Origin of the sequence: Streptomyces sp. NPDC060028, assembly GCF_042736725.1 — a bacterium.
Classification (GTDB): domain Bacteria; phylum Actinomycetota; class Actinomycetes; order Streptomycetales; family Streptomycetaceae; genus Streptomyces.
This window is the reverse complement of sequence record NZ_JBHWVJ010000002.1, coordinates 1-21505: the sequence shown is the minus strand read 5'-3', so window position 1 is coordinate 21505 and position 21505 is coordinate 1. Positions and strand designations below refer to the sequence as shown.

Sequence of the window (21505 nt, the reverse complement as noted above, 5' to 3'; positions counted from 1 at the left end):
CTTGCAGCGAGGGCGCGCTCTGACGGCGCGCCGACTGACGGAATCGCTCCCACTGGTTGGGGCCAGACCGTAGCGGCAACTGACGCCAAGCAAAAGAGGAGTTGGCCAAATTTCTCCCCGGAATGTCTTCGACTCTTCGCGCGTCTTGACGCCGTTGCGTCCCGTCTGCACAGTGGGAGCGCTCCCACTGGTTCACAGCTTGTGCTCATGCTCTTCGCACGCCCCCCACCTCCCCGAGCCGCGAGGAGAACCACCGGCATGCCAGCACACCCCTCACTCAGACGGCGCGGACGGCGCCGGCTGCTGACCGCGTCGGCCGCGGCGCTTTCCCTCCCCCTGGGCCTCACGGCCGTCGGCGCCACCACCGCCGCGGCCGCGGCGGTGCAGTGCAGCGTCGACTACAAGACCAACGACTGGGGGTCGGGCTTCACCGCCGAGCTCACCCTCACCAACCGCTCCGCCACCCCGCTCGACGGCTGGAACCTCACCTACGACTACAAGGGCAACCAGCAGCTCACCAACGGCTGGAACGGCGCCTGGTCCCAGTCCGGCAAGAGCGTCAGCGTCACGGCCGCGGCCTGGAACAAGACCGTCGCCCCCGGCGCGGCCGTCACCGCCGGCGCCCAGTTCGCCTACAGCGGGACCAACGCCGCCCCCACCTCCTTCGCGGTCAACGGCACCTCGTGCACCGGAGCCCATCAGCCCCCGGTCGCCGTCCTGACCAGCCCCACCGCGGGCGCCGTCTACCCGGCCGGGGCCCCCGTCCCGCTCGCCGCCACCGCCGCGGCGGCCGACGGGGCCACCGTCGGGAAGGTCGAGTTCTACAGCGGCACCACCCTCTTGGGCACTGACACCACGGCGCCCTTCACCCTCGGCGCCACCGGCCTCGCCGCCGGTGCCCACTCCCTCTATGCCAAGGCCTACGACAGCCTGGGCGCCTCCGCCGAGTCCGCCCCCGTCGGCATCACCGTCGCCGCCGGCCCCGCGCTCGTCGCCACGCCCGCGCAGCTCTCCGTACGCCGGGGCGAGAGGGCCACCTTCGATCTCAAGCTCTCCGCCCAGCCGACCGCGAACGTCACGGTGGGCGTCGACCGCACCTCGGGAAACACCGACCTCACCGCGACACCCGCCACGCTCACCTTCACCCCGGCGAACTGGAACACCGCCCAGAAGGTGACGGTCGCCGCGGGGAGCACCGGCAGCGGCTCCGCCGTCTTCACCGCGACGGCCCCCGGCCATGCGAAGGCCGAGGTCACGGTCGCGGAGCTGGCCGCCGATTCGACGTACGACGCCCGCTTCCTCGACCTCCACGGGAAGATCACCAATCCGGCCAACGGCTACTTCTCGCCCGAGGGCATCCCGTACCACTCCGTCGAGACGCTGATCGTCGAGGCCCCGGACCAGGGGCACGAGACGACCTCGGAGGCGTACAGCTACCTGATCTGGCTGCAGGCGATGTACGGGAAGATCACCGGGGACTGGACCAAGTTCAACGGTGCGTGGGAGACCATGGAGAAGTTCATGATCCCCACCCATGCCGACCAGCCGACGACCGGCTCGTACAACGCCTCCAAGCCCGCCACCTACGCACCCGAGCACGACCTTCCCTCGCAGTACCCGGCCAAGCTCGACGGGGGAGTCGCCGCCGGCGCGGACCCGATCGCCGGGGAGCTGAAGAGCGCGTACGGCACCGACGACATCTACGGCATGCACTGGCTCCAGGACGTCGACAACGTCTACGGCTACGGCAACGAGCCCGGAAAGTGCTCCGCCGGACCGACCGCGACCGGTCCCTCGTACATCAACACCTTCCAGCGCGGGCCCCAGGAGTCGGTCTGGGAGACCGTTCCGCACCCCACCTGCGACAACTTCACCTTCGGCGGCAAGAACGGCTACCTCGACCTCTTCACCGGGGATTCCTCCTACGCCAAGCAGTGGAAGTTCACCGATGCCCCGGACGCCGACGCGCGCGCCGTCCAGGCCGCCTACTGGGCCGACATCTGGGCCAAGGAACAGGGCAAGGCAGCCCAGGTCACCGCTACCGTCTCCAAGGCGGCCAAAATGGGCGACTACCTGCGGTACTCCATGTTCGACAAGTACTTCAAGAAGGCCGGGAACTGCGTCGGCCCGACCGTCTGCCCCGCCGGCACCGGCAAGGACAGCGCGCACTACCTGATGTCCTGGTACTACGCCTGGGGCGGCGCCGCCGACACCTCGGCCGGCTGGTCCTGGCGGATCGGCTCCAGCCACACCCACAGCGGCTACCAGAACCCGCTCGCCGCCTACGCGCTCAGCGAGTACGCCCCGCTGAAGCCCAAGTCGTCGACCGGCGCGGCGGACTGGGCGACCAGCCTGGACCGGCAGCTGGAGTTCTACCGCTGGCTCCAGTCCGACGAGGGCGCCATCGCGGGTGGCGCCACCAACAGCTGGCAGGGGCGGTACGCACAGCCCCCGGCCGGGACCCCCACCTTCCACGGTCTCTTCTACGACGAGCAGCCCGTCTACCACGACCCGGCGTCCAACCAGTGGTTCGGCTTCCAGGCCTGGTCGATGGAGCGGGTCGCCGAGTACTACCGCCAGACGGGCGACGCGGCAGCCAAGACCGTGCTCGACAAGTGGGTCGGCTGGGCCCTGTCGAAGACCACCGTCAACCCCGACGGCACCTACCGCATCCCCTCCACCCTCCAGTGGTCGGGCGCCCCCGACACCTGGAACGCGTCCGCCCCCGGCGCCAACGCGGGCCTGCACGTCACCGTCGCCGACTACACCGACGACGTGGGCGTGGCCGCCGCCTACGCCAAGACCTTGACGTACTACGCGGCGAAGTCCGGGAACGCCGAGGCCAAGCGGGTCGCCAAGGCCCTGCTCGACGGCATGTGGGCCCACCACCAGGACCCGCTGGGCATCGCCGTCCCGGAGACCCGGACCGACTACAACCGCTTCGACAACCCGGTGTACGTCCCCGGCTCATGGACCGGCACCATGCCGAACGGCGACACGGTGAACTCCTCGTCCACCTTCGCCTCGATCCGCACCTTCTACCAGGACGACCCGGCCTGGCCGAAGATCGAGGCCTACCTCGCGGGCGGCGCCGCGCCCGTCTTCACGTACCACCGGTTCTGGGCCCAGGCGGACATCGCCCTGGCCATGGGCTCGTACGCGGAGCTGCTCGAATAACGGCCCGCCCCGCCCGGAGACAGCTACGCGTACGAAGAGGCCGGGCAGCCCGCAAGGGCATGCCTGGCCTCTGCGACCCGGTCCGCCGGGCCCTCAGCGGGGAGGAGCGCTCGGCGCCGGAACCGTCGGGCGCGCGGCCGGGAGACCGGTGAAATAGCTCGAGTCCTTGGGGCGCGCGGCGTCATGGCTGCCGGGACGGGGGGCCGGTTCCAGGTGCGGTATGTACTTGGAGCAGTGGATGTAGGCCTCGTCGACGCTCAGCTGGACCCACATTTCGGGGCTGCGTCCGGGCGCGAGGTCGGTCGGCAGCCCGGGATGGAGGGAGCGCAGGCCCGTGTCGGTGTAGAGGCGGGCCACACCGTTGACGTGGAGGCCCACGTGGTGGTGGGTGAAGTCCACGAACAGCATGCCGAGATGGGGGTTCTCCGTCATGTTCCCGGCGCTGGCGAGCACACCGTTCCCGCGGAACTCGGGATAGGCCAGCGTGTGGTCGTCGATCACGTGGACGAAGCCCGGCGGCCCCGCCCGGAAACTGGAGTCACACGCGCCGTGGGAGTCGGCGGTGGCGAGGAAGACCATCGCCTGGCGGCCTATGAAGTCCCGCATCTCGGGTGTGAGGCAGGGGCGCACCTGCTGGTCGTAGAACCGGGCGGCGCGCTCGGCGGTGCCCAGTTGCTGCTGCAGTCGGTGTTCGCCTGCTGATCCAAAGGACGGCGGGGGCAAGGTCACGGGGGTTCTCCTGGCAGGACGGGCAAGCGCTTGGCTCAGGGAAAGGACAGGACGGGCGTTTCGAACGGGTCGTGGTGGATGCGGTCGGGCAAGGTGCCGCCGAGCGTGAGCGTCTCTCTCGCGGAGACGACCATCGGGGCCGGGCCGCTGAGGTAGACGTCGTGCTGGTACCACGGGCCGTACTCGGCCAGGACCTCCGGGAGGGACCCCCGGATCCCGGGGATGTACTCGTGGGAGACCGCGCCCCTGATGGTCAGCCAGTGGTGGCGCTGGGACATCCGGAGCATGTCCTCGACCCCGTACAGCTCGGCGCCGGTGCGGGCGCCGAGGAACAGGTCCACCTGATGGCGTCCGCCGCGGCGGGCGACCTCTTCGATGAGCGCGCGGATCGGGGCGAGGCCGGTGCCGCCGGCCACACAGAGCAGGTCGTTGAAGACGGCGGCGTCCAGCACCATGTCACCCATGGGGGCTCCCAGGTGGATCACGTCGCCCACCACCGCCCGGTGCACCAGTGCGCTGCTGACGGAGCCGCCGGCGACCGCGCGCACGTGGAAGGTGAGGCTGCCGTCCTCGCGGGGCGCGTTGGCGGGGGAGTAGTGGCGCCAGTGCCGCGGCCACCACGGGGTCTCGACGCTGACGTACTGTCCGGCGGCGTACGCGTAGGGCATGTGGGGGCGTACGGTGATCTCGGCGATGCCGTTCCCGCGCGAGACGCGGTGGACCACGGTCGCGGGCCACACGGCGGGCCGTACCGCTTCGTCCTGCTCGGCGGCGCTGATCATGACCTCGGCGACCACGCCGTACGCCTTGGTCCACGCGGCGGCGATGTCGGCGGTCCACGCGGGGCCGGCGTAGCGGGCCAGAGAGGCGAGGAGGCACTCGCCCACGGCGGGGAAGTGCGCGGCGAGCGTGCCGAACTTGCGGTGGTCGCGTCCGAGGTGCCCGCAGAAGCGGACGAGGTTTTCGGGGTCGTCGACGAGGTCCACGATGCGCAGCAGCGCGCGCAGCAGGCGGCCGCGCTGGGCGTCCATGCCGGGCGGGAACATCGGACGGACTTCGGGGTGGCGGGCGAAGAGGATCGCGTAGAAGTAGACCGTCATTTCCGCGGCCATCGGCTCGACCACCGTCACGGAGGCACGTATGAGGTCCGTCTCGCGGGCCGACAGGGGTGGCTCCACGACCTCCGGCCTGGCGGCAGGAGCGGCCGGGGCGGGCGCCGGGGCCTGCGGGGACGGGGGCGCGGGAGTGTGGCCCGGGCGGTTGATCCGGAATCTCAAGAGACCAGCGCTCCTCCGTCCGTTGGTCGTCTTGGGGGAGTGGTGACCGGGACGTCGAGAGTGGAGGTCATCATGAGTCCTCATCGGGGGTCGGGAACGCCGAAACGGATCAAGCGGTTCCGGACGGTACATGACCATGTGAGTACTCAGAAGTAACAAAGGGGTGTGACCGGCGTGCACCCATTGCACCCCGGTCGATATTTCTGTTAAGCGATGCTTCGCGCCCTCCTCGGGGTGCGGTGGGCGCAGAACTCTCAGCCGGCGAGGGCGACCAGCCTCCGGTACTCCAGCTGGTCCGCCCGTCTGGCCGTGAGGTGGACGTGAACCTCCGCGAGGTGTTCCTTCAGGAAGGCGTAGCCCGCCGTGTAGGTCTCCTCCTGTCCGCCGGCGTCCGGCGGCATCCACAGGACCAGCAGGTGTTCGTGCCTGCGCGCACCTTCCGCGGTGGCGAAGGACAGCTCGTGGACGACCAGACGCGCCTCGGCCGCGGGCAGGGCCGCGACCAGCTCCTCGTGGGTCAGATTGCCCTCCACCTCCGCAGTCAGCAGCCCCGGGGGATCCGCGAAGCGGAGGATCACGGTATTGACCTCTCGCGTCTCCCTCAGGTGGTGGAGGGCATCAAGGCAGTCTTCCGAAAGGCGGATCGGGCTGCTCACGCGATACCTCGCTTCGCTCTTGGCCGGAGCCCGCGGACCGCCCCTGCGGGGCCGGGCACCCGCCACCATCGCTCCGTCGCCGCCGAGGACCCCGGTTCCCGGCACCGGACACACAAGGAGACCGCCCGCCCGGACCAGCGCCGTCCCGCAGATGGTGAGCGGGGGTGATCCCGGCCTGCCCGGGGGCCGGCTCAGGGAGTGGGGACGCGCACGGCGAACAGGACGGTGTCGTCCTGCGCTTCCCGGGGGCCGACGGTGTCGAGGAGCGACTGCAGCAGTGCTTTCAGAGGCAGCTTCACCGGGGCGGCGGCGAGCCCGCCGGCGAGGCGGCCGATGTTCTCCCCGATGTCCCGCCCTCGTTCTTCGACGAGCCCGTCGGTGTACAGCAACAGCGTGCTGCCCGGTGGAACGGGACGGCTGTCGCAGGTGCGGGGTACGGGCGGCAGCGTGTGGTGCAACAGCACGTCGTGCCGCGTCAGGTGCTCCACGGCGCCGTCCGGGGTGGCCAGGAGCGGAGGCGGGTGACCGGCGTTGCTCCACTTCAGGCGCCAGTGGCCGTCGCCCACGGGGCTGAGGTGGGCGTGTACGCCGGTGCCGCTGGCCGGGAGCTTCAGGCGCCGGATGGCCTGTTCGAGGGCGCTGAGGGCATGCTGCGGGCCCTCGCCGGGGTGGTCCTGATCGGCTTGGCGCAGCATGCTGCGGACCTGGCCCATGAGGGCGGCGGCCCGCATGTCGTGACCGGTGAGGTCGCCGACGGTGAGCGCCAGTGCCCCCGTGGCCCCGCCGCCCGGAGCCTCGGGCAGGGGGTAGGCGTCGTACCAGTCCCCGCCGACCATGTCGTCCTGCGCGGCCGGTCGGTACAGGGCAGCCAGTTCCAGGCCCGGTACGGCCGGGAGGTCGGTGAGCATGGCGCGCTGGAGCTGCCGCGCGACGGTGACGCGCTCGTCGAGGTGGAGGGCGCGTTCGACTGCCTGGGCGGTGTAACCGGCGAGCGTGGTCAGCACGGCTCGCTCGCCCATGCCGATGGCGTACGGGGCGCTCCACCCCAGTACCAGCGCTCCCAGGGTCCTGTGCGTTCCTCGCAGGGGCAGGCAGACGGCGGTGCGCAGGCCCACGGAGGCGAACCCGTTGCCGGTCTGCGGGCCGTACGCGGCTGCGATCTCGGTCTGGTCGTCCACCACGATCATGCGGTTCTCACGCACCGCCCGCGCGCTCGGCCAGTCCGAGTCGAGGGTGTAGGGCTCGGGGATCCTCTCGAAGGGCATGTCTCCGTCGATGGGATGGGCGATGCGGTGCAGCATCCCCTGCTGGACCAGGACCAGACCGATGTAGGAGGGCTTGAGGTCTCCGCTGACCAGGTCTCCCACGCGTTGGCGGACATCCTGCAGGCTGCTGGTGTCGGCCAGGTCCTCGGACGCCCGCAGCAGCAGCTGGGCGCGGCTGAGCAGGGTGTGCATGCGGACCGCTTCCCCCTCGACGGCGGCGTCCGCCCCTTCCCGCCCGTCCGCGCGGGCCCGGCGGGCGGGTACGGAGGGGATGCGTGAGCGCATGTCGGCGCCGCAGGCGGCTGCGAGGTCCGACAGGTCCCGTACGTCGTCCTCGTTCCAGGAGCGCGGCTCGTGGTCCACGACCGCGAGGACGCCCAAGAGCTCCCCGGAGCCGCCCACGAGTGGTACGCCGGCGAAGGCGAAGGCGCTGCCACTGTCACCGTCACGGTCCCCGGCCTGCGGCAGGAACAGGGGCAGCCGGGCCTCCGAGACGCGCCGACAGCAGTTCAGCACGGATGGGGGGACGGGTGCGTCGGGCGGCCAGCAGTCGGGAGCCGAGCCCCCGGCCTTGCCGGACGGGTCCAGCCACACGAGCCCTTGCGGGGCCCCCAGCAGACGCGTGGCGAGCCGGGCGAACCGATTCAACCCGCCTCCTCTCCGGCAGCCGCCGAACGCGGGGCGCCGTATCGCCCCCCGGCCCTGCCCGGCTCGGAAGGGAGGTTCTGCGGGCCTGGGCTCCGAGGAGCGGCTCATCCATCGTAGGCCTCCGCTGTCCGCCCCGCGCGGCCCTCGCAGCGGCTTGGGCGGCCCGCACCACGGCGGCCAGGACGGTCGCGTGCCACGTCCTGAAGTCCCTGGAGGTGGTAGAGGTACTGGCGCCGGCCGGCCGCGTCGGTGCCGAGGGCCTGGATGTGCCCGTCGGCCAGGGGCAGATCCCGCGACACCCCCGTACGCGTGTATCACTGATCGGGCGTCCGGCCCGGTCAGCGGCCGCCCGGTGCAGCGTCTGGGACCTTGGAGAGCATGGGGAAGACCGCTCTTGTCGTCATCGACATGCTCAACACGTACGACCACGAGGACGCCGACCTGCTCCTCCCCTCCGTGACGCGGGCACTGCCCGCCGTGGTGCACCTGCTGGAGCAGGCCCGGGAGCGGGATCTTCCGGTGATCTACGCCAACGACAACTTCGGGAAGTGGCGCTCCCACCACGGGGAGATCCTGGACACGGCGCTCGCCGGCCCGCACGCCGACCTGGTCTCCCCGGTGCGGCCGGACGAGAGCTCCTACTTCGTCGTCAAAGCGCGCCACTCCGTCTTCTACGAGACGCCGCTCGCGTACCTGTTGGGAACGCTCGACGTGAGCCACCTCGTCCTGTGCGGGCAGGTCACGGAGCAGTGCGTGCTCTACTCCGCCCTCGACGCCCACATCCGGCACCTGTCGGTCACGGTCGCCGAGGACGCCGTGGCCCACATCCACCAGGACCTGGCCGACGCCGCCCTGTGCATGATGCGGACCAACATGGGGGCGCGCATCCTCCCCGCCGAAGAAGCCCTGGGAGCCGCGGGCTGAAAGGCCCGTTCACCCGGGAGACGGTTCCGCGGGCCCGCGCGGGCCCGCGCGGGGCAGGCGGGGGGCACGGGCTTCGGGCAGATGCCATGACCCCCTGCGGCCGGGTGAGAACCCCGGGGAGTCCGTTTGGGCCCGGCGTGCTCCGGGTCATGGCTGAAACGTCCCGCCCACCCTTCCCATGGAGAGATCATGACCGCCGAACACTCCAAAGCGACCACAGGGACGGGCGACGGCCTCGTGCCCGGCAAGCCGGGGCCGCTGCCGCCTGAGGTGGCCGAACCCACCGAGCCGACGGGACCCCTCCCGCCGAAGCCGGACCAGGACGGGCCCGAGACGGTGAGCCCCACCGGTCAGGCCACCGGGGCGGAGCAGGCCCGCGTCGCGCAGAGCGGCGCGTACCTCACCACCGCCCAAGGGGCGCGGTTGTACGACAGCGATCATTCCCTGAAGGCCGGGGCGCGGGGGCCGGTCCTGCTCCAGGACCACCATCTGCGGGAAAAGATCACGCACTTCGACCACGAGCGGATCCCGGAGCGGGTGGTGCACGCGCGCGGCGCCGCCGCGCACGGGATCTTCCAGGGTTACGGCACGGCCGGCGAAGTGACCCGGGCCGCCTTCCTGGCGAAGGACGTGGAGACTCCGGTGTTCGTCCGGTTCTCCACCGTGCTCGGCTCGCGCGGTTCGGCCGACACGGTGCGCGACACCCGGGGCTTCGCGACGAAGTTCTACACCGACGAAGGCACCTTCGACCTGGTGGGCAACAACATCCCGGTGTTCTTCATTCAGGACGCGATCAAGTTCCCCGACATCATCCACGCCGGCAAACCGCATCCGGACCGGGAGATCCCGCAGGCCCAGAGCGCCCACGACACGTTCTGGGACTTCGTGTCGCTGCACACCGAAGCCACTCACCACACCCTCTGGAACATGTCCGACCGCGGGATCCCGCGGTCGTTCAGGATGATGGAGGGCTTCGGGGTCCACACCTTCCGGCTGGTCAACGAGGCCGGCGAGAGCGTGCTCGTGAAGTTCCACTGGAAGCCCAAGCTCGGCGTGCACTCCCTCGTCTGGGAGGAAGCCCAGCTGATCAACGGAATGGACCCCGACTTCCACCGCCGGGACCTCTTCGACGCCATCGAGTCGGGCGCCTTCCCGCAGTGGGAACTGGGCATCCAGGTGTTCCCCGACACCGCGGAGCAGGCTTTCGAGGGAATCGACCTCCTCGACCCGACCAAGATCGTGCCGGAGGAGATCGCGCCGGTGCAGCCCATCGGGCTGATGACCCTGAACGCCAACACCAAGAACTACTTCGCCGAGACCGAGCAGGTCGCCTTCCACCCCGGCCACCTGGTCCCGGGCATCGACGTCACCGACGACCCGCTGCTCGCGGGCCGCCTCTTCTCCTACCTCGACACGCAGATCAGCCGGCTCGGTGGGCCGAACTTCGGGCAGATCCCGATCAACCGGCCGCACGCCCCCGTCAACGACATGCTCCGCGACGGCATGCACCAGACTGCCGTCCACACGGGCGTGGCCCCGTACCGGCCCAACAGCCTGGACGGGGGCTGCCCCTTCCTCGCCGGATCCGACACGGCCGCCTTCATCGAGACACCCGTGACGGTCCCCGAGGCGAGCAAGGTCCGTGAGGCGCCCGCCTCGTTCTCGGACCACTTCACCCAGCCGCGCCTGTTCTGGCTCAGCATGAGCCCGCCGGAGCGCGAACACATCATCGCCGCCTACACCTTCGAACTGAACAAGTGCTACGAGCAGGCGATCAAGGAACGCACCCTGAAGGTACTGGCGAACATCGACCCCGAGCTGTGCGCGAAGGTGGCCGAAGGCCTCGGCCTGCCGGCACCGGCCGCCACCGTGCCGCTCATCGCGTCCGACGCCAGCCCCGCCCTCTCGCAGTTGGGCAGGACCTGGCCGACCGACGGCCGGGTGATCGGCATCGTCGCCGACGCCGCGGCCGACCTGGACGGCGTACGCACCGCGCGGCAGGCGATCCTGGACGCGGGCATGCTGCCCCTCGTCATCGCCCCGGCCGGCGGCACCCTCGACCCCGACGGTGACCCGATCACCGTGCAGCGGACCTTCGGCGCCACCCGCTCCGTCGAGTACGACGCCCTCCTGTTCGCCGGCGCACCCGGGCCCGGCTCCGACGCCCACGGCGCCCGCGACGCCAAGGCCGCCGGGCCCGCGTCGCAAGGTGGCGGCGACCCACGCGTCCTGCTCCTGCTGACCGAGGCCTACCGCCACGGCAAGGCCATCGGCGGCTGGAGCGACGCGACGCAACTCCTCGAAGCCGCGGGCATCGCCACGGACGGACCCGGCATCGCCCTGGGAGAGGACAGCACGGCGGTCGTGGACACGGTCACCGCCGCCCTGGCCGAACACCGGGCCTGGGACCGGTTCCCGCCCCCCGCCTGATACCGGCGGGGAAGCGAAGGAGGACGGCGCCGCCCGCGAGGGCGTAGGCGACCGTGCCGGTCTCCGGGCCGAGGGAGTGGCCGGCCACGTACACGACGGCGCCCGCGAGGGCGACGCCGAGCCACTCCCAGCGGCCGTCGAGCGCCACGAGGGCGATCAGCAGCAGCGCGTACCAGGAATACCCGGGGGTCATGAGGAGGAAGGCCGTCCCGGTCACCAGCAGGGCGCCGCTCCACGGCCGTTCGGGGTCGCCCCGGCGCCACAGGTGGACGATCACGACGAGCAGGACGGCTGCCACGGCGGGCAGTGCCCAGTCGTCGGGGAGCACGATGCGGAGCAGGGCGTAGCGGCCGCGGGATCCGGCGTCCTCGTAGCCTTCCTCCTCGGCGTATCCGCCGAGGTACCCGAACACGGAGGACCGCGAACCCAGTACGTAAGGCAGGTAGGACAGGCCGACGGCCGCCGCGGCGGGCAGCAGTACGGCGGCGGCGCGCCGCGGGCTGCGGACGCCGGCCAGCGCCCCCGGCAGCAGCACGGCGGGCAGGAGCTTCGCGGCGATGGCGAGGCCGAACAGCACCCCGCCCGCGACCCGTCTGCGGCTCACGACCCCGAGGGCGGCGACCGAGAGGAGCACGGCGAGGACGTCCACGTGCGCGTTGTTGACGGCTTCGACCGGTACGGCCGGGCACCAGGCCCAGTACGCCGCGTGGCGGGGATCGCCCCGTCGGCGCAGGACCAGCAGCAGTGCACCGGTCACCCCGACGGACAGCGCCGCGCCGCCCGCCTGGAGTGCCTTGTGGCGTACGTCGGCGGGGGAGAGGACGTGCACGAGGAGGAAGTACCCCTCGGCTGCCGGGGGATAGATGGTGTGCACCCGGGGGCGGTTGATACGGGTGCACACGCCCGGGGCGAGGGGGACCAGGTCGCGGTGTCCGGCGCAGGCCGGGCCCTCGGGGAACAGCCAGGCGTCGCGCAGCGCGGTCAGCGCCGGGTCGGCCGGGGCATGGTCGTACGGGGAGGTGCCGGAGGCCTGGACACGGCCGTCCCAGGCGTAACGGAAGGAGTCCGTGCTCGTCCGGGGCGCGGCCGCCAGCCCGGTGATCGCCACGGCGGCCGAACCGGCGAGTACCAGCGGGATGACGGCCCGGGCCGCAACCTTGCGCAGGGCGAGGACCGCGGCGGCGAACAGCGCCCACGAAGCCACGTACCACCAGGTCAGGCCGATGGGGTCGGTGAAGTAGCCGTCCTTGCGGAGGGTCGCCGCGAGTACGCCGGTCAGTGCGGACACCAGTACGGCGGTGGTGAGGGTGGCGCGGTCGGCGAGGGGGCGGCTCATGCGGGCCAGCCTGGCAGGACAGGACCTCGCCCAGCAGGTCGCCGGGCAGGGCGTCCGCGTTTCGTAAGGTGTTCAAGCCGCCCGAAACCCCCTCGTCGCGGGTGTCATGGGTGTCATGGAATCCCGTACCCGCCGACTGCGAACCCGGCTGTCGGCCGTCCGACCCCCGACCTTCGCAGGGCGTTTGCACGATCCGCGCACGGCGACCGCGGTGGGCCGCCGGCTCGGTGCCGCCTTCGCGGTCTGCTTCGTGACCGGCCTGATCAGCCACTACCTGCAGCATCCGCCGCCATGGGCCGCCGACCGGCTGCCGAGCCGGCCGGTGTGGGGCTACCGCCTCACCCAGGGCCTGCACGTCGCCACCGGGCTGGCCGCGATCGTGCTGCTGGCGGTGAAACTGTGGGCCGTGTACCCGCGCTTGTTCGCCTGGCCGCCCGTGAAGTCCGTGCGGCACGCTCTGGAGCGGCTGTCGGTGGCGCTGCTGGTGGCCGCGGCGCTCTTCGAAGTGCTGACAGGGCTGTTGAACATCGCCGAGTGGTATCCGTGGCCGTTCTCGTTCGTGCCGGTCCACTTCGCCGTGGCCTGGGTGGCCGCCGGTTCCATCCTGCTGCACGTCGCCGTCAAGGCCCCGCAGATCAGGAGCCATTGGAGCAGGCGCTCGCCCGGCACGCTCGCCCTCCCGGCCGCCGACGGCCCGGACCGGCGCTCCCTGCTGCTCGGCGCGGGCGCGGCGGTCGGCGCGGTGACGCTGACCACCGTCGGGCAGGCCCTCACGCCGCTGAAGGCACTGGACCTGCTGGCTCCGCGGCACCCGGACCACGGGCCGCAGGCACTGCCCGTCAACCGGACCGCGGCCGCCGCCGGAATCTCACGGGAACTGCTGCGCGACTGGCGGCTCGAGGTGGCGGGCCCCGTTCCCTATGCGCTGGACCTGGCGCAGCTGCGAGAACTCCCCCAGGCGAGGGCGCGGCTGCCGATCGCCTGTGTGGAGGGCTGGAGCGTCTCGGCCGACTGGGGCGGCGTGCCGATCCGCGACCTCCTGGCACGGGCCGGCGTCCGCCCGGGATCGGCCGCCGTCCGGGTGGTGTCCCTGGAGGCGGGCGGTGCGTACCGGGTCATGGAGATGGGCCGGCAGTACGCGCAGGATCCGCTGACCCTGCTCGCCCTGACGCTGAACGGGCAGGTGCTGTCGCCGGATCACGGATTCCCGGCGCGCGTCATCGCGCCGAACCGCCCCGGAGTGCTGCAGACGAAGTGGGTCCACCGGCTGGAGGTGCTGTGAAGACCGCGACCGTGCTCCGCCACGGCCTGGGGGCCGCGGGTCTGCTGCTCATCGGGATCGGGGCCCGTCAGGTGGCCGTGCTGCCGGACCCGGTCGACGTACTGGTCTGGCTGGGCGGGGCGATCGTGCTGCACGACGGGCTGATCGCGCCGCTCGTGCTGGCTGTCGGGCTGTTCCTCCCGGCCCGTCCGGCGCGCGGGGTGCTGCGCGGCGCGCTGCTCACCGCGGGCTGCCTCGTCCTCGTCACCTCGCCGCTGATGCTGCGGCCCGAGGGGCGGGCGAACCCCACCGTCCTGCCCCTGGCGTACGGCCGGAACCTGGCCTTGGTGCTCGCCGCCGTTGCCGCCGTCACCGGGCTCGTGCTGTTGGCCGGGTGGCTGCGGCGAAGCCACCCGGCCGGGTTCCGGGATTCCCGTCAGAGCTCGGCGCCGCCGCAGGACGGCGGGGGAGGCTGACGTATCAGCTCCACGAAGGGCCGGCCCGCCGCGTTCCACCGGTGGGCCGGCCGCCAGCCGGCCCGCTCGGCGTGCCCGCACAGGGCATCGACTCCGACCCGGGCCCACGGGAAGGGGGAGCCCAGGCCGCCGCGTCCGTCGTCGACCCGGACCTCGCAGCGCTCGTCCACCTCGGCGACGGCGCATTCGGCGATGATCTTCCCGCCAGGGCTCGTCACCTCCCTCATCCGCCGCAGCAGTACGGCCGGATCGCCGCCGATGCCGATGTTCCCGTCGATCAGCAGGGCGGTGCCCCAGCAGCCTTCCCCGGGCAGCGGGTCGAAGACCGAGCGGCAGAGCGCGGGTCCGCCCGCCCGCCCGGTGCGGGCCACCGCCTCGGGACTGAGGTCGATGCCCAGCACCCGGCGTCCACGGGCCGCGAGGGCCGCCACCAGCCGGCCCGGGCCACAGCCGACGTCGAGCACGGCGCCGCGGCAGCGCCGCAGCACGGACCAGTCGCCGCCGTCCGGCGCCTCGCACCAGCGCTCCACCTCCAACGGCAGCAGCCAGCCGTCCCGGCGTCGCAGGAACAGCGGGCCCCGCCCGGACCGGACCGCGTCGTTGTACGGGTCCGCCCGCCACGCGGTGGGCGCGCTCACGAACGCGCCCCGGAGGCCGGGACCAGCTCGGCGTGGAGCGCCGAGAACCGGCTGCCGGGTGCCTCGGCGGCCACCAGGCGGGCATCCTCGGCGGTGTCCACGTCCCGCAGCCGCGGCAGCCGCCCGACCCGCAGCCCGGCCGCGCGCAGCCGCTCGTACTGTGCGGCTCCGGTGTACGGCTGGGACATGGGCACCCCGCGCAGCAGGGCCGGGTCGGGCTCGGCCAGCCCGAGTGCCCAGAAACCCCCGTCCACCGCGGGTCCCCACCAGGCGTCGTGCTCGTCCCAGGCGAGAGCCCGCCCGAGGAGCGCGGGCGACACCTGGGGCGTGTCCATCCCGATCAGCAGCGCCGGGCCCGTGCACGCCGCGAAGGCGGCGGCGAGCCGCTCGTCCAGGCCGCCGGGGCACTGGGGCACCACCTCGAAGCCCGGCGGAAGCCACGGTCCGGCCTCCCCGTCGAGTACGAGGACGCGGCGCGCCGCCGGGACCCCGGCCACTGCGGCCAGGGTGTCGGCCAGGGCGGCTTCGGCCAGCGCTGCCGCCTGCTGCGGGGTGAACGGAGGAGTCAGGCGGGTCTTCACCCGGCCCGCGACGGGCTCCTTCGCGATGACGAGCAAGGTGGTCCCGGTCACCGGGCACCGCCCGCAGCGGGCTCGCGCGGCGCCTCGGCCAGCACCTGCCGCATGTCGTGCACGGCCTGCCAGGTGCCCCTCCAGGTGCCGGTCACCTTGGATTTCCCCGACCGGGGAAGGTAGGGCACGTCCACCTCGCGCACCCGCCAGCCCGCGTCGGCGGCCCGGACGACCATCTGGAGCGGGTAGCCGCTGCGCCGGTCGGTCAGGTCCAGGCCGAGCAGCGCCTCGCGGCGGGCGGCCCGCATCGGGCCGAGGTCGCGCAGGCGCAGGCCCGTGCGGCGGCGCAGCATCCGGGACAGGGCAAGGTTTCCGGCCCGGGCGTGTACGGGCCAGGCGCCCCGTCCCCGGGGTCGGCGGCGCCCGAGGACGAGGTCGGCCTCGCCGTCCGAAACGGCCCGGACGAAGCCGGTGAGCAGGCCGGGGTCGAGGGAGGCGTCGCAGTCGCAGAAGCAGACCACGTCGGCCTCGGCGGCCAGGAGACCCGCATGGCAGGCCGCGCCGAATCCGCGGCGCTCCTCCTCGACGACCGTCGCGCCGAGGCTGCGGGCGAGGTCGCCGGAGCCGTCGGTGGACCCGTTGTCCACGACGAGCGGCCGCCAGCCGGCGGGGATGCGGGCCAGTACCCAGGGAAGGGCCTCGGCCTCGTTCAGGCAGGGAAGTACGACATCTACGTCTACGGTCACGCGTCTCACCGTAGGAACGCGCGCACCGCAAAAGGGCCATGGACTCCTTACGAAACGCGGACGTCACCCCCGGCCGCCCCGGGAGCCGGCCACCCCGCGCCCGGTGGATGCGACCCTGGGATCCATGAGCCACACCGAACCGCAGCCCCGGGTCCTGGTGGTCGAAGACGATCCGACGGTCGCGGAGGTCGTCTCCGGCTACCTCGCACGGGCCGGGTACGCCGTCGAGCACGCCCCCGACGGCCCCGACGCCCTGCACCGCGCCGCCGTACGGTGGCCGGACCTGGTCCTCCTCGACCTGATGCTCCCCGGCATGGACGGCCTCGAAGTGTGCCGGCGGCTGCGGGCGACCGCCCCCGTACCCGTGATCATGCTGACCGCGCTCGGCGACGAGGACGACCGGATCGCGGGGCTGGAACTCGGCGCCGACGACTACGTCACCAAACCCTTCAGCCCCAGGGAACTCGTCCTGCGCGTGGAATCCGTGCTGCGCCGCAGCCTCGGGAACCGGCCGCCGGACGCCGCCCCGGCGCGCCCCGTCCTGAAGGCGGCCGACGTGGTGCTCGACCCCGCGGACCGGCGCGCGGCCAAGCAGGGGCGCGAGCTGGCGCTCACCCTCCGGGAGTTCGACCTCCTCGCCCATTTCCTGACGCACCCGGGACGGGCGCACAGCCGGGAGGAGCTGATGCGCGAGGTGTGGGGATGGGACTTCGGGGACCTGTCCACCGTCACCGTCCACGTACGCAGGCTCCGAGCCAAGATCGAGGACGACCCCGCCCGGCCCCGGCTGATCCAGACCGTATGGGGCGTCGGATACCGCTTCGAAGCCGGACGGCCGGAGGCCGCGTCATGAAGGACGTCCTGCTCATCGCCCTCTTCGCACTCGGCGGCGCGCTCTGCGCGGGACTCGCCGGGGCCCTGGCCCTGCGCCTGCTCCGCCACCGCTCGGTCGCGGTGTCCCTGTTCGTGGTCGCCGCGGTCACGGTCACCGCGATGCTGGCCGGAACGCTGGCCGTCGCGCAGGCGATGTTCCTGTCCTCCCATGACCTGTGGGTGGTGACCGTCGTCGTGGCCATGGCGGCTGTCGTCGCCCTGGCCACCGCGATGCTGCTCGGACGCTGGGTCGTGGCACGCAGCAGGGAACTGGCCCTCGCGGCACGTGACTTCGGTGACGGCGGACGGTTCGCGGCGCCCCGGACCGCGGCCACCGCCGAACTCGCCGCGCTCTCCCGGGAACTGGCCGCGACCAGCGCCAAGCTCGACGCGTCCCGGAAACGGCAGCAGGCACTGGAGGCCTCGCGGCGCGAGCTGGTCGCCTGGATCTCGCACGACCTGCGGACCCCGCTCGCCGGCCTGCGGGCGATGGCCGAGGCCCTGGAGGACGGCATGGCTGCCGACCCCGCCCGCTACCACCGGCAGATCCGCACGGAGGTCGACCGGCTCAACTCCATGGTCACCGACCTGTTCGAACTCTCCCGCATCCATGCCGGAGCGCTCAGCCTCAACCCCACCCGGATGTCGCTCTACGACCTCGTGGACGAGGCGCTCTCGGGAGCCGATCCGCTGGCGCGGGAACGCGGGGTGCGGCTGGTGGGCGAGGGGGTCGCCGCCGTACCGGTGGAGGTCGACGGCAAGGAGATGACCCGGGTCCTCGCCAACCTCCTGGTCAACGCCATCCGCCACACCCCGGCCGACGGCACCGTGGCGGTCGCGGCGATCGCGGCGGGGGACCGGTCGGACGCGGTCGTCCTGTCGGTGACCGACGGCTGCGGCGGCATCCCCGAGGAGGACCTGGCCCGGGTCTTCGACACCGGCTGGCGCGGCACCCCGGCCCGCACGCCGCCCGCGGGGGCGGGGCTCGGCCTGGCGATCGTCCGGGGCATCGTCGAGGCCCATGCGGGGAGCGCCGGTGTACGCAACGTCCCGGGCGGCTGCCGCTTCGAGGTCACCCTCCCGACGGCTGCTCCCGCCTGACCGGCTCGTCAGCCGGCGGCGCCCGCCGATGCGCGCTGGTCCGCCTGGGCGAACTCGGCCATCCCCGCCGCGAAGCCGACCGTCGGGTGCCAGCCCAACTCGTCGCGCAGCCGCGCGGAGTCGGCCGTGATGTGCCGTACGTCGCCGAGGCGGAACCGGCCCGTGACGACCGGCGCGGGCCCTCCGTGCGCCGAGGCCAGCGCGGCCGCCATCTCCCCGACGGTGTGCGGTTCCCCGCTGCCGGTGTTGTACGCCGTCAGTGTGCCCGCGGGCCGGGCGGCGACCGCCTCCAGCGCCACCGCGTTCGCCGCGGCCACGTCCGTGACGTGGACGAAGTCCCGCCGCTGTGCGCCGTCCTCGAAGACCTGCGGGGCCTCGCCCCGGGCCAGCGAGGAGCGGAAGAAGGACGCGACCCCGGCGTACGGGGTGTCGCGAGGCATGCCGGGCCCGTACACGTTGTGGTAGCGAAGGGACACCGCCCGGCCGTCCACGCAGCGGGCCCAGGCCGCGGCCAGGTGCTCCTGCGCGAGTTTGGTGGTGGCGTACACGTTGCGCGGATCGGTCGGCGCGTCCTCACCGACCAGGCCCGGCGCCAGTTCGGCTCCGCAGTCGAGGCAGCGCGGTTCGAACCGGCCGGCCGTCAGGTCCGCCGCCTGCCTGGGCCCGGGGCGCACCACGCCGTGGCGCGGGCACTCGTACCGGCCCTCCCCGTAGACCACCATCGACCCGGCCAGGACGAGCCGGCGCACCCCGGCCGCGGCCATCTCCGCCAGCAGCACCGCCGTCCCGAGGTCGTTGCAGCCGACGTAGTCCGGGGCGTCCGCGAAGTCCTTCCCGAGCCCGACCATGGCCGCCTGGTGACACACGGCGTCCACCCCGCGCAGCGCCGCCCGCACCGCGTCGGCGTCCCGTACGTCCGCCCGGAGGAACCGTGCGTCGGGCAGGGGCGGTGTGCCGGGGTGGGCGGCGGGCAGCAGGGCGTCGAGGACGACGGGTTCGTGGCCCCCGCCCTTCAGGGCGGTGACGATGTGGGAGCCGATGAACCCGGCCCCTCCGGTGACGAGTACGCGCATGCCGGGGACGTTACGCAGCACAGGACTCCCCAGGGGTGTCCCACACGTACCCGTAAGACTTCCGTCACCCCCGCTCCCGCTCTGAGCCACCCACCGGTGGCGGGGGCGTTTGTCTCGGCTCGGTCCTCGCCACGGCGCACCTCGCGCCGCGCAATGCCCGTGGTGTTCGGATAATGGATGCAACAGTGAGTGGAAGGGGGCATCTCGTGCCATCGGCCCGGCTGGGGGGCGAGGAGATCCACGGCCCGTTCTGGTCCGAGCCGGGGACGCTGCTTGAGCACGTGCCCGTGGCCGTCTTCGGCCTCGATGACAGCGATCTTGTCTGTTACTGGGGGCCCGGCGCGCGGGAGCTCTTCGGACACGACGCCACCGCCGTCCTGTCGAAGCCAGGCGCCCTCCTCTTCGCCGACGCGCCCCGGGGCGCCCCCGATCCCTGCGCCTCGCTGACCGAGCGAGGCCGGACCCAGGGGTACTGGAGGGGCCGGCTGACGGCCCGGCATCGTGACGGCGCCGTCTTCGACTGCGGCTTCCGGGCCTTCTCCGTCACCGGAGCCGGAGGACCTTCGGTGGTGATGGTCCTGGCGAGCCGTAGCGACGAGCTCGATCGGGTCAAGACCAACCTCGCCTTCCTCGACGCCCTCTTCGAGACCTGCCCCATCGGCCTGGTCATGCTCGATCCGGACCTCCGGTACGTCCACCTCAACCAGGCGCTCGCCGACATGGACGGCCTGCCGATCGAGGCCCACCTCGGGCGGCGCATGGACGAAATCATGCTCATGTCCGATGGTGGCGAGTACCAGCGCATGCTCCGCGGCGTCGCCCTGGGCGGAGCGCCGGTCGTGGGGACCCTGGTGGGTATGCGCCCGCGGGGGCATCCGGACCGTGACCAGGTGCGGTCGGTGAGTTTCTTCCCCCTGAGCGGGGCGGTCGGCTCGCGCCCCGGAGTGGGCGGGCTGATGGTGGACGTGACCGACCGGGAACAGGCCATCCTGGAAGCCACCGCCAGCCGTCGACGGCTGGCTCTGCTGGACGGGGCCTCCACTCGCATCGGGACCACCTTGGACGTGGACGTCACCGCCCAGGAGCTGGTGGACGCGGCAATGCCGGACTTCTGCGACGGCGCCGTGGTCGAAGTCGTGGAGTGGAGGGACGAGGCGGAGGACTTTGACCCGGCGCGGCCGCTGTTCACCCGCCGGATCGCCTCCGGGACGATCCTGCCCCCTCCGGCCACCGAGCTCGTGAGCGGGGTGGAGACGGTGCGGTACCCGCCCGGCTCCGTCATCCACGACACGCTGAGGACCGGTCGTGCCATCTCCGCCGTGGTGAACGAGGAATTTCTGGCCCGGACCGTCCTCATCGAGTCACGCGCACGGCTCTTCGCCGAGAGCGGGTTGGCCTGCGTCCTCGTCGCCCCGCTGATCGCCAGGGGCACGGTCCAGGGAATCGCCATGTTCGGCCGGTCCGCGGGCCGGCCGGTCTTCACCCGGGACGATGTCAGCCTGGCCAGTGAGCTCTCCTCACGGGCTGCGATCTGCCTGGACAACGCCCGTCTGTACAGCCGCGTCCAGGACATCGCCCTCACGCTGCAGCGGGCGTTGTTGCCCAGTGCGTTGGCGACCAGCCCGTACGTGGACGTGGCCCACCGGTACGTGCCCGGCAGTCGGATCACCGAGGTCGGCGGCGACTGGTACGACGTCATCAGCCTGCCCGACGGCCGGGTCGTTCTCGTGGTGGGCGACGTGATGGGGCACGGGGTGTCGGCTGCCGCCGCCATGGGCCGCCTTCGTATCACCACCAAGGCTCTGGCCAGGCATGACAGCGAGCCCGACGACCTCCTCACCGAGCTCGACGCATGCGCCCAAGAGGCCGGCATCCAGCTGGCGACGTGCCTGTACATCGTCTACGACCCGCAGACCGGACGCGCCCGCATCGCCAGCGCCGGCCACCCCCCGCCGCTGGTCCTCCTGCCGGACGGCACGGTGGAGACCCTCGACGACGTCCTCGGAGTTCCTCTCGGCGTCGGCGGCTTCCCCTTCAGTACGACCGAGATCGAACTCCCCCGGAACGCGACCCTCGCCCTGTATACCGACGGCCTCATCGAGGCACGCGGCCGTGACATCGAGGCCGGCCTGGAAGCATTGCGCACCGAGCTGGGCGGAGAACCGGGGCCGTTGGAAGCGATGGCGGACCGCATCCTGACGAATCTGCTGCCCGCCCCGCCGGCCGACGACACGGTTCTCGTCCTCGCCCGCGTCCGCCGCTCCTAGCCTAGTGCTGTGACCGGAAAGGTTCACCGCGTCGCGGCGCCCGGCACGGCGCCTCG

The 21505-nt window shown here is 72.5% G+C and carries 17 protein-coding genes; 8 read left to right on the top strand and 9 right to left on the bottom strand.

The window, feature by feature from the left end; genetic code table 11:
* Positions 1 to 258 precede the first annotated feature (258 nt).
* The gene (locus ACFWBF_RS01315; RefSeq protein ID WP_385593291.1) at positions 259 to 3177 is read left to right on the top strand and encodes a glycoside hydrolase family 48 protein; all 2919 of its coding nucleotides are present in this window, start codon (positions 259 to 261) and stop codon (positions 3175 to 3177) included.
* 93 nt (positions 3178 to 3270) lie between these two features.
* Here ACFWBF_RS01315 and ACFWBF_RS01310 read toward each other — a convergent pair whose 3' ends face one another.
* The 4 genes from ACFWBF_RS01310 to ACFWBF_RS01295 all read right to left on the bottom strand — a co-directional run bounded on the left by ACFWBF_RS01310 (position 3271) and on the right by ACFWBF_RS01295 (position 7752).
* A complete protein-coding gene (locus tag ACFWBF_RS01310; protein ID WP_385593288.1) occupies positions 3271 to 3906 on the bottom strand; it encodes a pyridoxamine 5'-phosphate oxidase family protein in 636 nt (211 codons plus the stop codon).
* Between the two features lie 35 nt (positions 3907 to 3941).
* On the bottom strand, positions 3942 to 5183 hold the full coding sequence (locus ACFWBF_RS01305; RefSeq protein ID WP_385593285.1) for a globin domain-containing protein: 1242 nt from the start codon (positions 5181 to 5183) through the stop codon (positions 3942 to 3944).
* A gap of 254 nt (positions 5184 to 5437) precedes the next feature.
* On the bottom strand, positions 5438 to 5839 hold the full coding sequence (locus ACFWBF_RS01300) for a hypothetical protein (RefSeq protein ID WP_385593282.1): 402 nt from the start codon (positions 5837 to 5839) through the stop codon (positions 5438 to 5440).
* Positions 5840 to 6030: 191 nt separating this feature from the next.
* Positions 6031 to 7752: a GAF domain-containing SpoIIE family protein phosphatase gene (locus ACFWBF_RS01295; RefSeq protein WP_385593279.1), complete on the bottom strand. Its 1722-nt coding sequence runs from the start codon at positions 7750 to 7752 to the stop codon at positions 6031 to 6033.
* A gap of 378 nt (positions 7753 to 8130) precedes the next feature.
* On the opposite strand from ACFWBF_RS01295, the gene ACFWBF_RS01290 reads away from it, so the two are divergent.
* Entirely contained in the window at positions 8131 to 8676 is a 546-nt protein-coding gene (locus ACFWBF_RS01290) for a cysteine hydrolase family protein (RefSeq protein ID WP_385593276.1), read from the top strand.
* Between the two features lie 189 nt (positions 8677 to 8865).
* Positions 8866 to 11106: a catalase gene (locus ACFWBF_RS01285; protein WP_385593273.1), complete on the top strand. Its 2241-nt coding sequence runs from the start codon at positions 8866 to 8868 to the stop codon at positions 11104 to 11106.
* Here the strand turns inward: ACFWBF_RS01285 and ACFWBF_RS01280 are convergent.
* A complete protein-coding gene (locus ACFWBF_RS01280; protein WP_385593270.1) occupies positions 11051 to 12442 on the bottom strand; it encodes a glycosyltransferase 87 family protein in 1392 nt (463 codons plus the stop codon). The genes ACFWBF_RS01285 and ACFWBF_RS01280 overlap by 56 nt on opposite strands.
* Before the next feature lie 115 nt (positions 12443 to 12557).
* On the opposite strand from ACFWBF_RS01280, the gene ACFWBF_RS01275 reads away from it, so the two are divergent.
* Positions 12558 to 13724: a molybdopterin-dependent oxidoreductase gene (locus ACFWBF_RS01275; RefSeq protein WP_385593267.1), complete on the top strand. Its 1167-nt coding sequence runs from the start codon at positions 12558 to 12560 to the stop codon at positions 13722 to 13724.
* Entirely contained in the window at positions 13721 to 14179 is a 459-nt protein-coding gene (locus tag ACFWBF_RS01270) for a hypothetical protein (protein ID WP_385593264.1), read from the top strand. Before ACFWBF_RS01275 ends, ACFWBF_RS01270 begins: the two co-directional genes overlap by 4 nt.
* Here ACFWBF_RS01270 and ACFWBF_RS01265 read toward each other — a convergent pair.
* Genes ACFWBF_RS01265 through ACFWBF_RS01255 form a run of 3 tightly spaced genes read right to left on the bottom strand, consistent with a single transcriptional unit; the run spans position 14140 to position 16144 of the window.
* Entirely contained in the window at positions 14140 to 14817 is a 678-nt protein-coding gene (locus tag ACFWBF_RS01265) for a class I SAM-dependent methyltransferase (protein WP_385593261.1), read from the bottom strand. The genes ACFWBF_RS01270 and ACFWBF_RS01265 overlap by 40 nt on opposite strands.
* A complete protein-coding gene (locus ACFWBF_RS01260) occupies positions 14814 to 15449 on the bottom strand; it encodes a DUF2064 domain-containing protein (RefSeq protein ID WP_385593259.1) in 636 nt (211 codons plus the stop codon). The genes ACFWBF_RS01265 and ACFWBF_RS01260 overlap by 4 nt, the downstream gene beginning before the upstream one ends.
* Positions 15446 to 16144: a glycosyltransferase family 2 protein gene (locus ACFWBF_RS01255; protein WP_385593257.1), complete on the bottom strand. Its 699-nt coding sequence runs from the start codon at positions 16142 to 16144 to the stop codon at positions 15446 to 15448. Before ACFWBF_RS01255 ends, ACFWBF_RS01260 begins: the two co-directional genes overlap by 4 nt.
* A gap of 115 nt (positions 16145 to 16259) precedes the next feature.
* Here ACFWBF_RS01255 and ACFWBF_RS01250 point away from each other — a divergent pair, with 115 nt between their 5' ends.
* Positions 16260 to 16988 (top strand): response regulator transcription factor, encoded by a 729-nt coding sequence (locus ACFWBF_RS01250; protein WP_385593254.1) that lies wholly within the window; start codon positions 16260 to 16262, stop codon positions 16986 to 16988.
* On the top strand, positions 16985 to 18109 hold the full coding sequence (locus ACFWBF_RS01245) for a sensor histidine kinase (protein ID WP_385593251.1): 1125 nt from the start codon (positions 16985 to 16987) through the stop codon (positions 18107 to 18109). The genes ACFWBF_RS01250 and ACFWBF_RS01245 overlap by 4 nt, the downstream gene beginning before the upstream one ends.
* An 8-nt stretch (positions 18110 to 18117) precedes the next feature.
* On the opposite strand, the gene ACFWBF_RS01240 is transcribed toward ACFWBF_RS01245, so the two are convergent.
* The gene (locus ACFWBF_RS01240) at positions 18118 to 19182 is read right to left on the bottom strand and encodes an NAD-dependent epimerase/dehydratase family protein (protein ID WP_385593248.1); all 1065 of its coding nucleotides are present in this window, start codon (positions 19180 to 19182) and stop codon (positions 18118 to 18120) included.
* Positions 19183 to 19388: 206 nt separating this feature from the next.
* Here ACFWBF_RS01240 and ACFWBF_RS01235 point away from each other — a divergent pair, with 206 nt between their 5' ends.
* Positions 19389 to 21449, top strand: a complete 2061-nt coding sequence (locus tag ACFWBF_RS01235; RefSeq protein WP_385593245.1) for a SpoIIE family protein phosphatase — start codon at positions 19389 to 19391, stop codon at positions 21447 to 21449.
* The last annotated feature ends 56 nt before the right edge of the window (positions 21450 to 21505 follow it).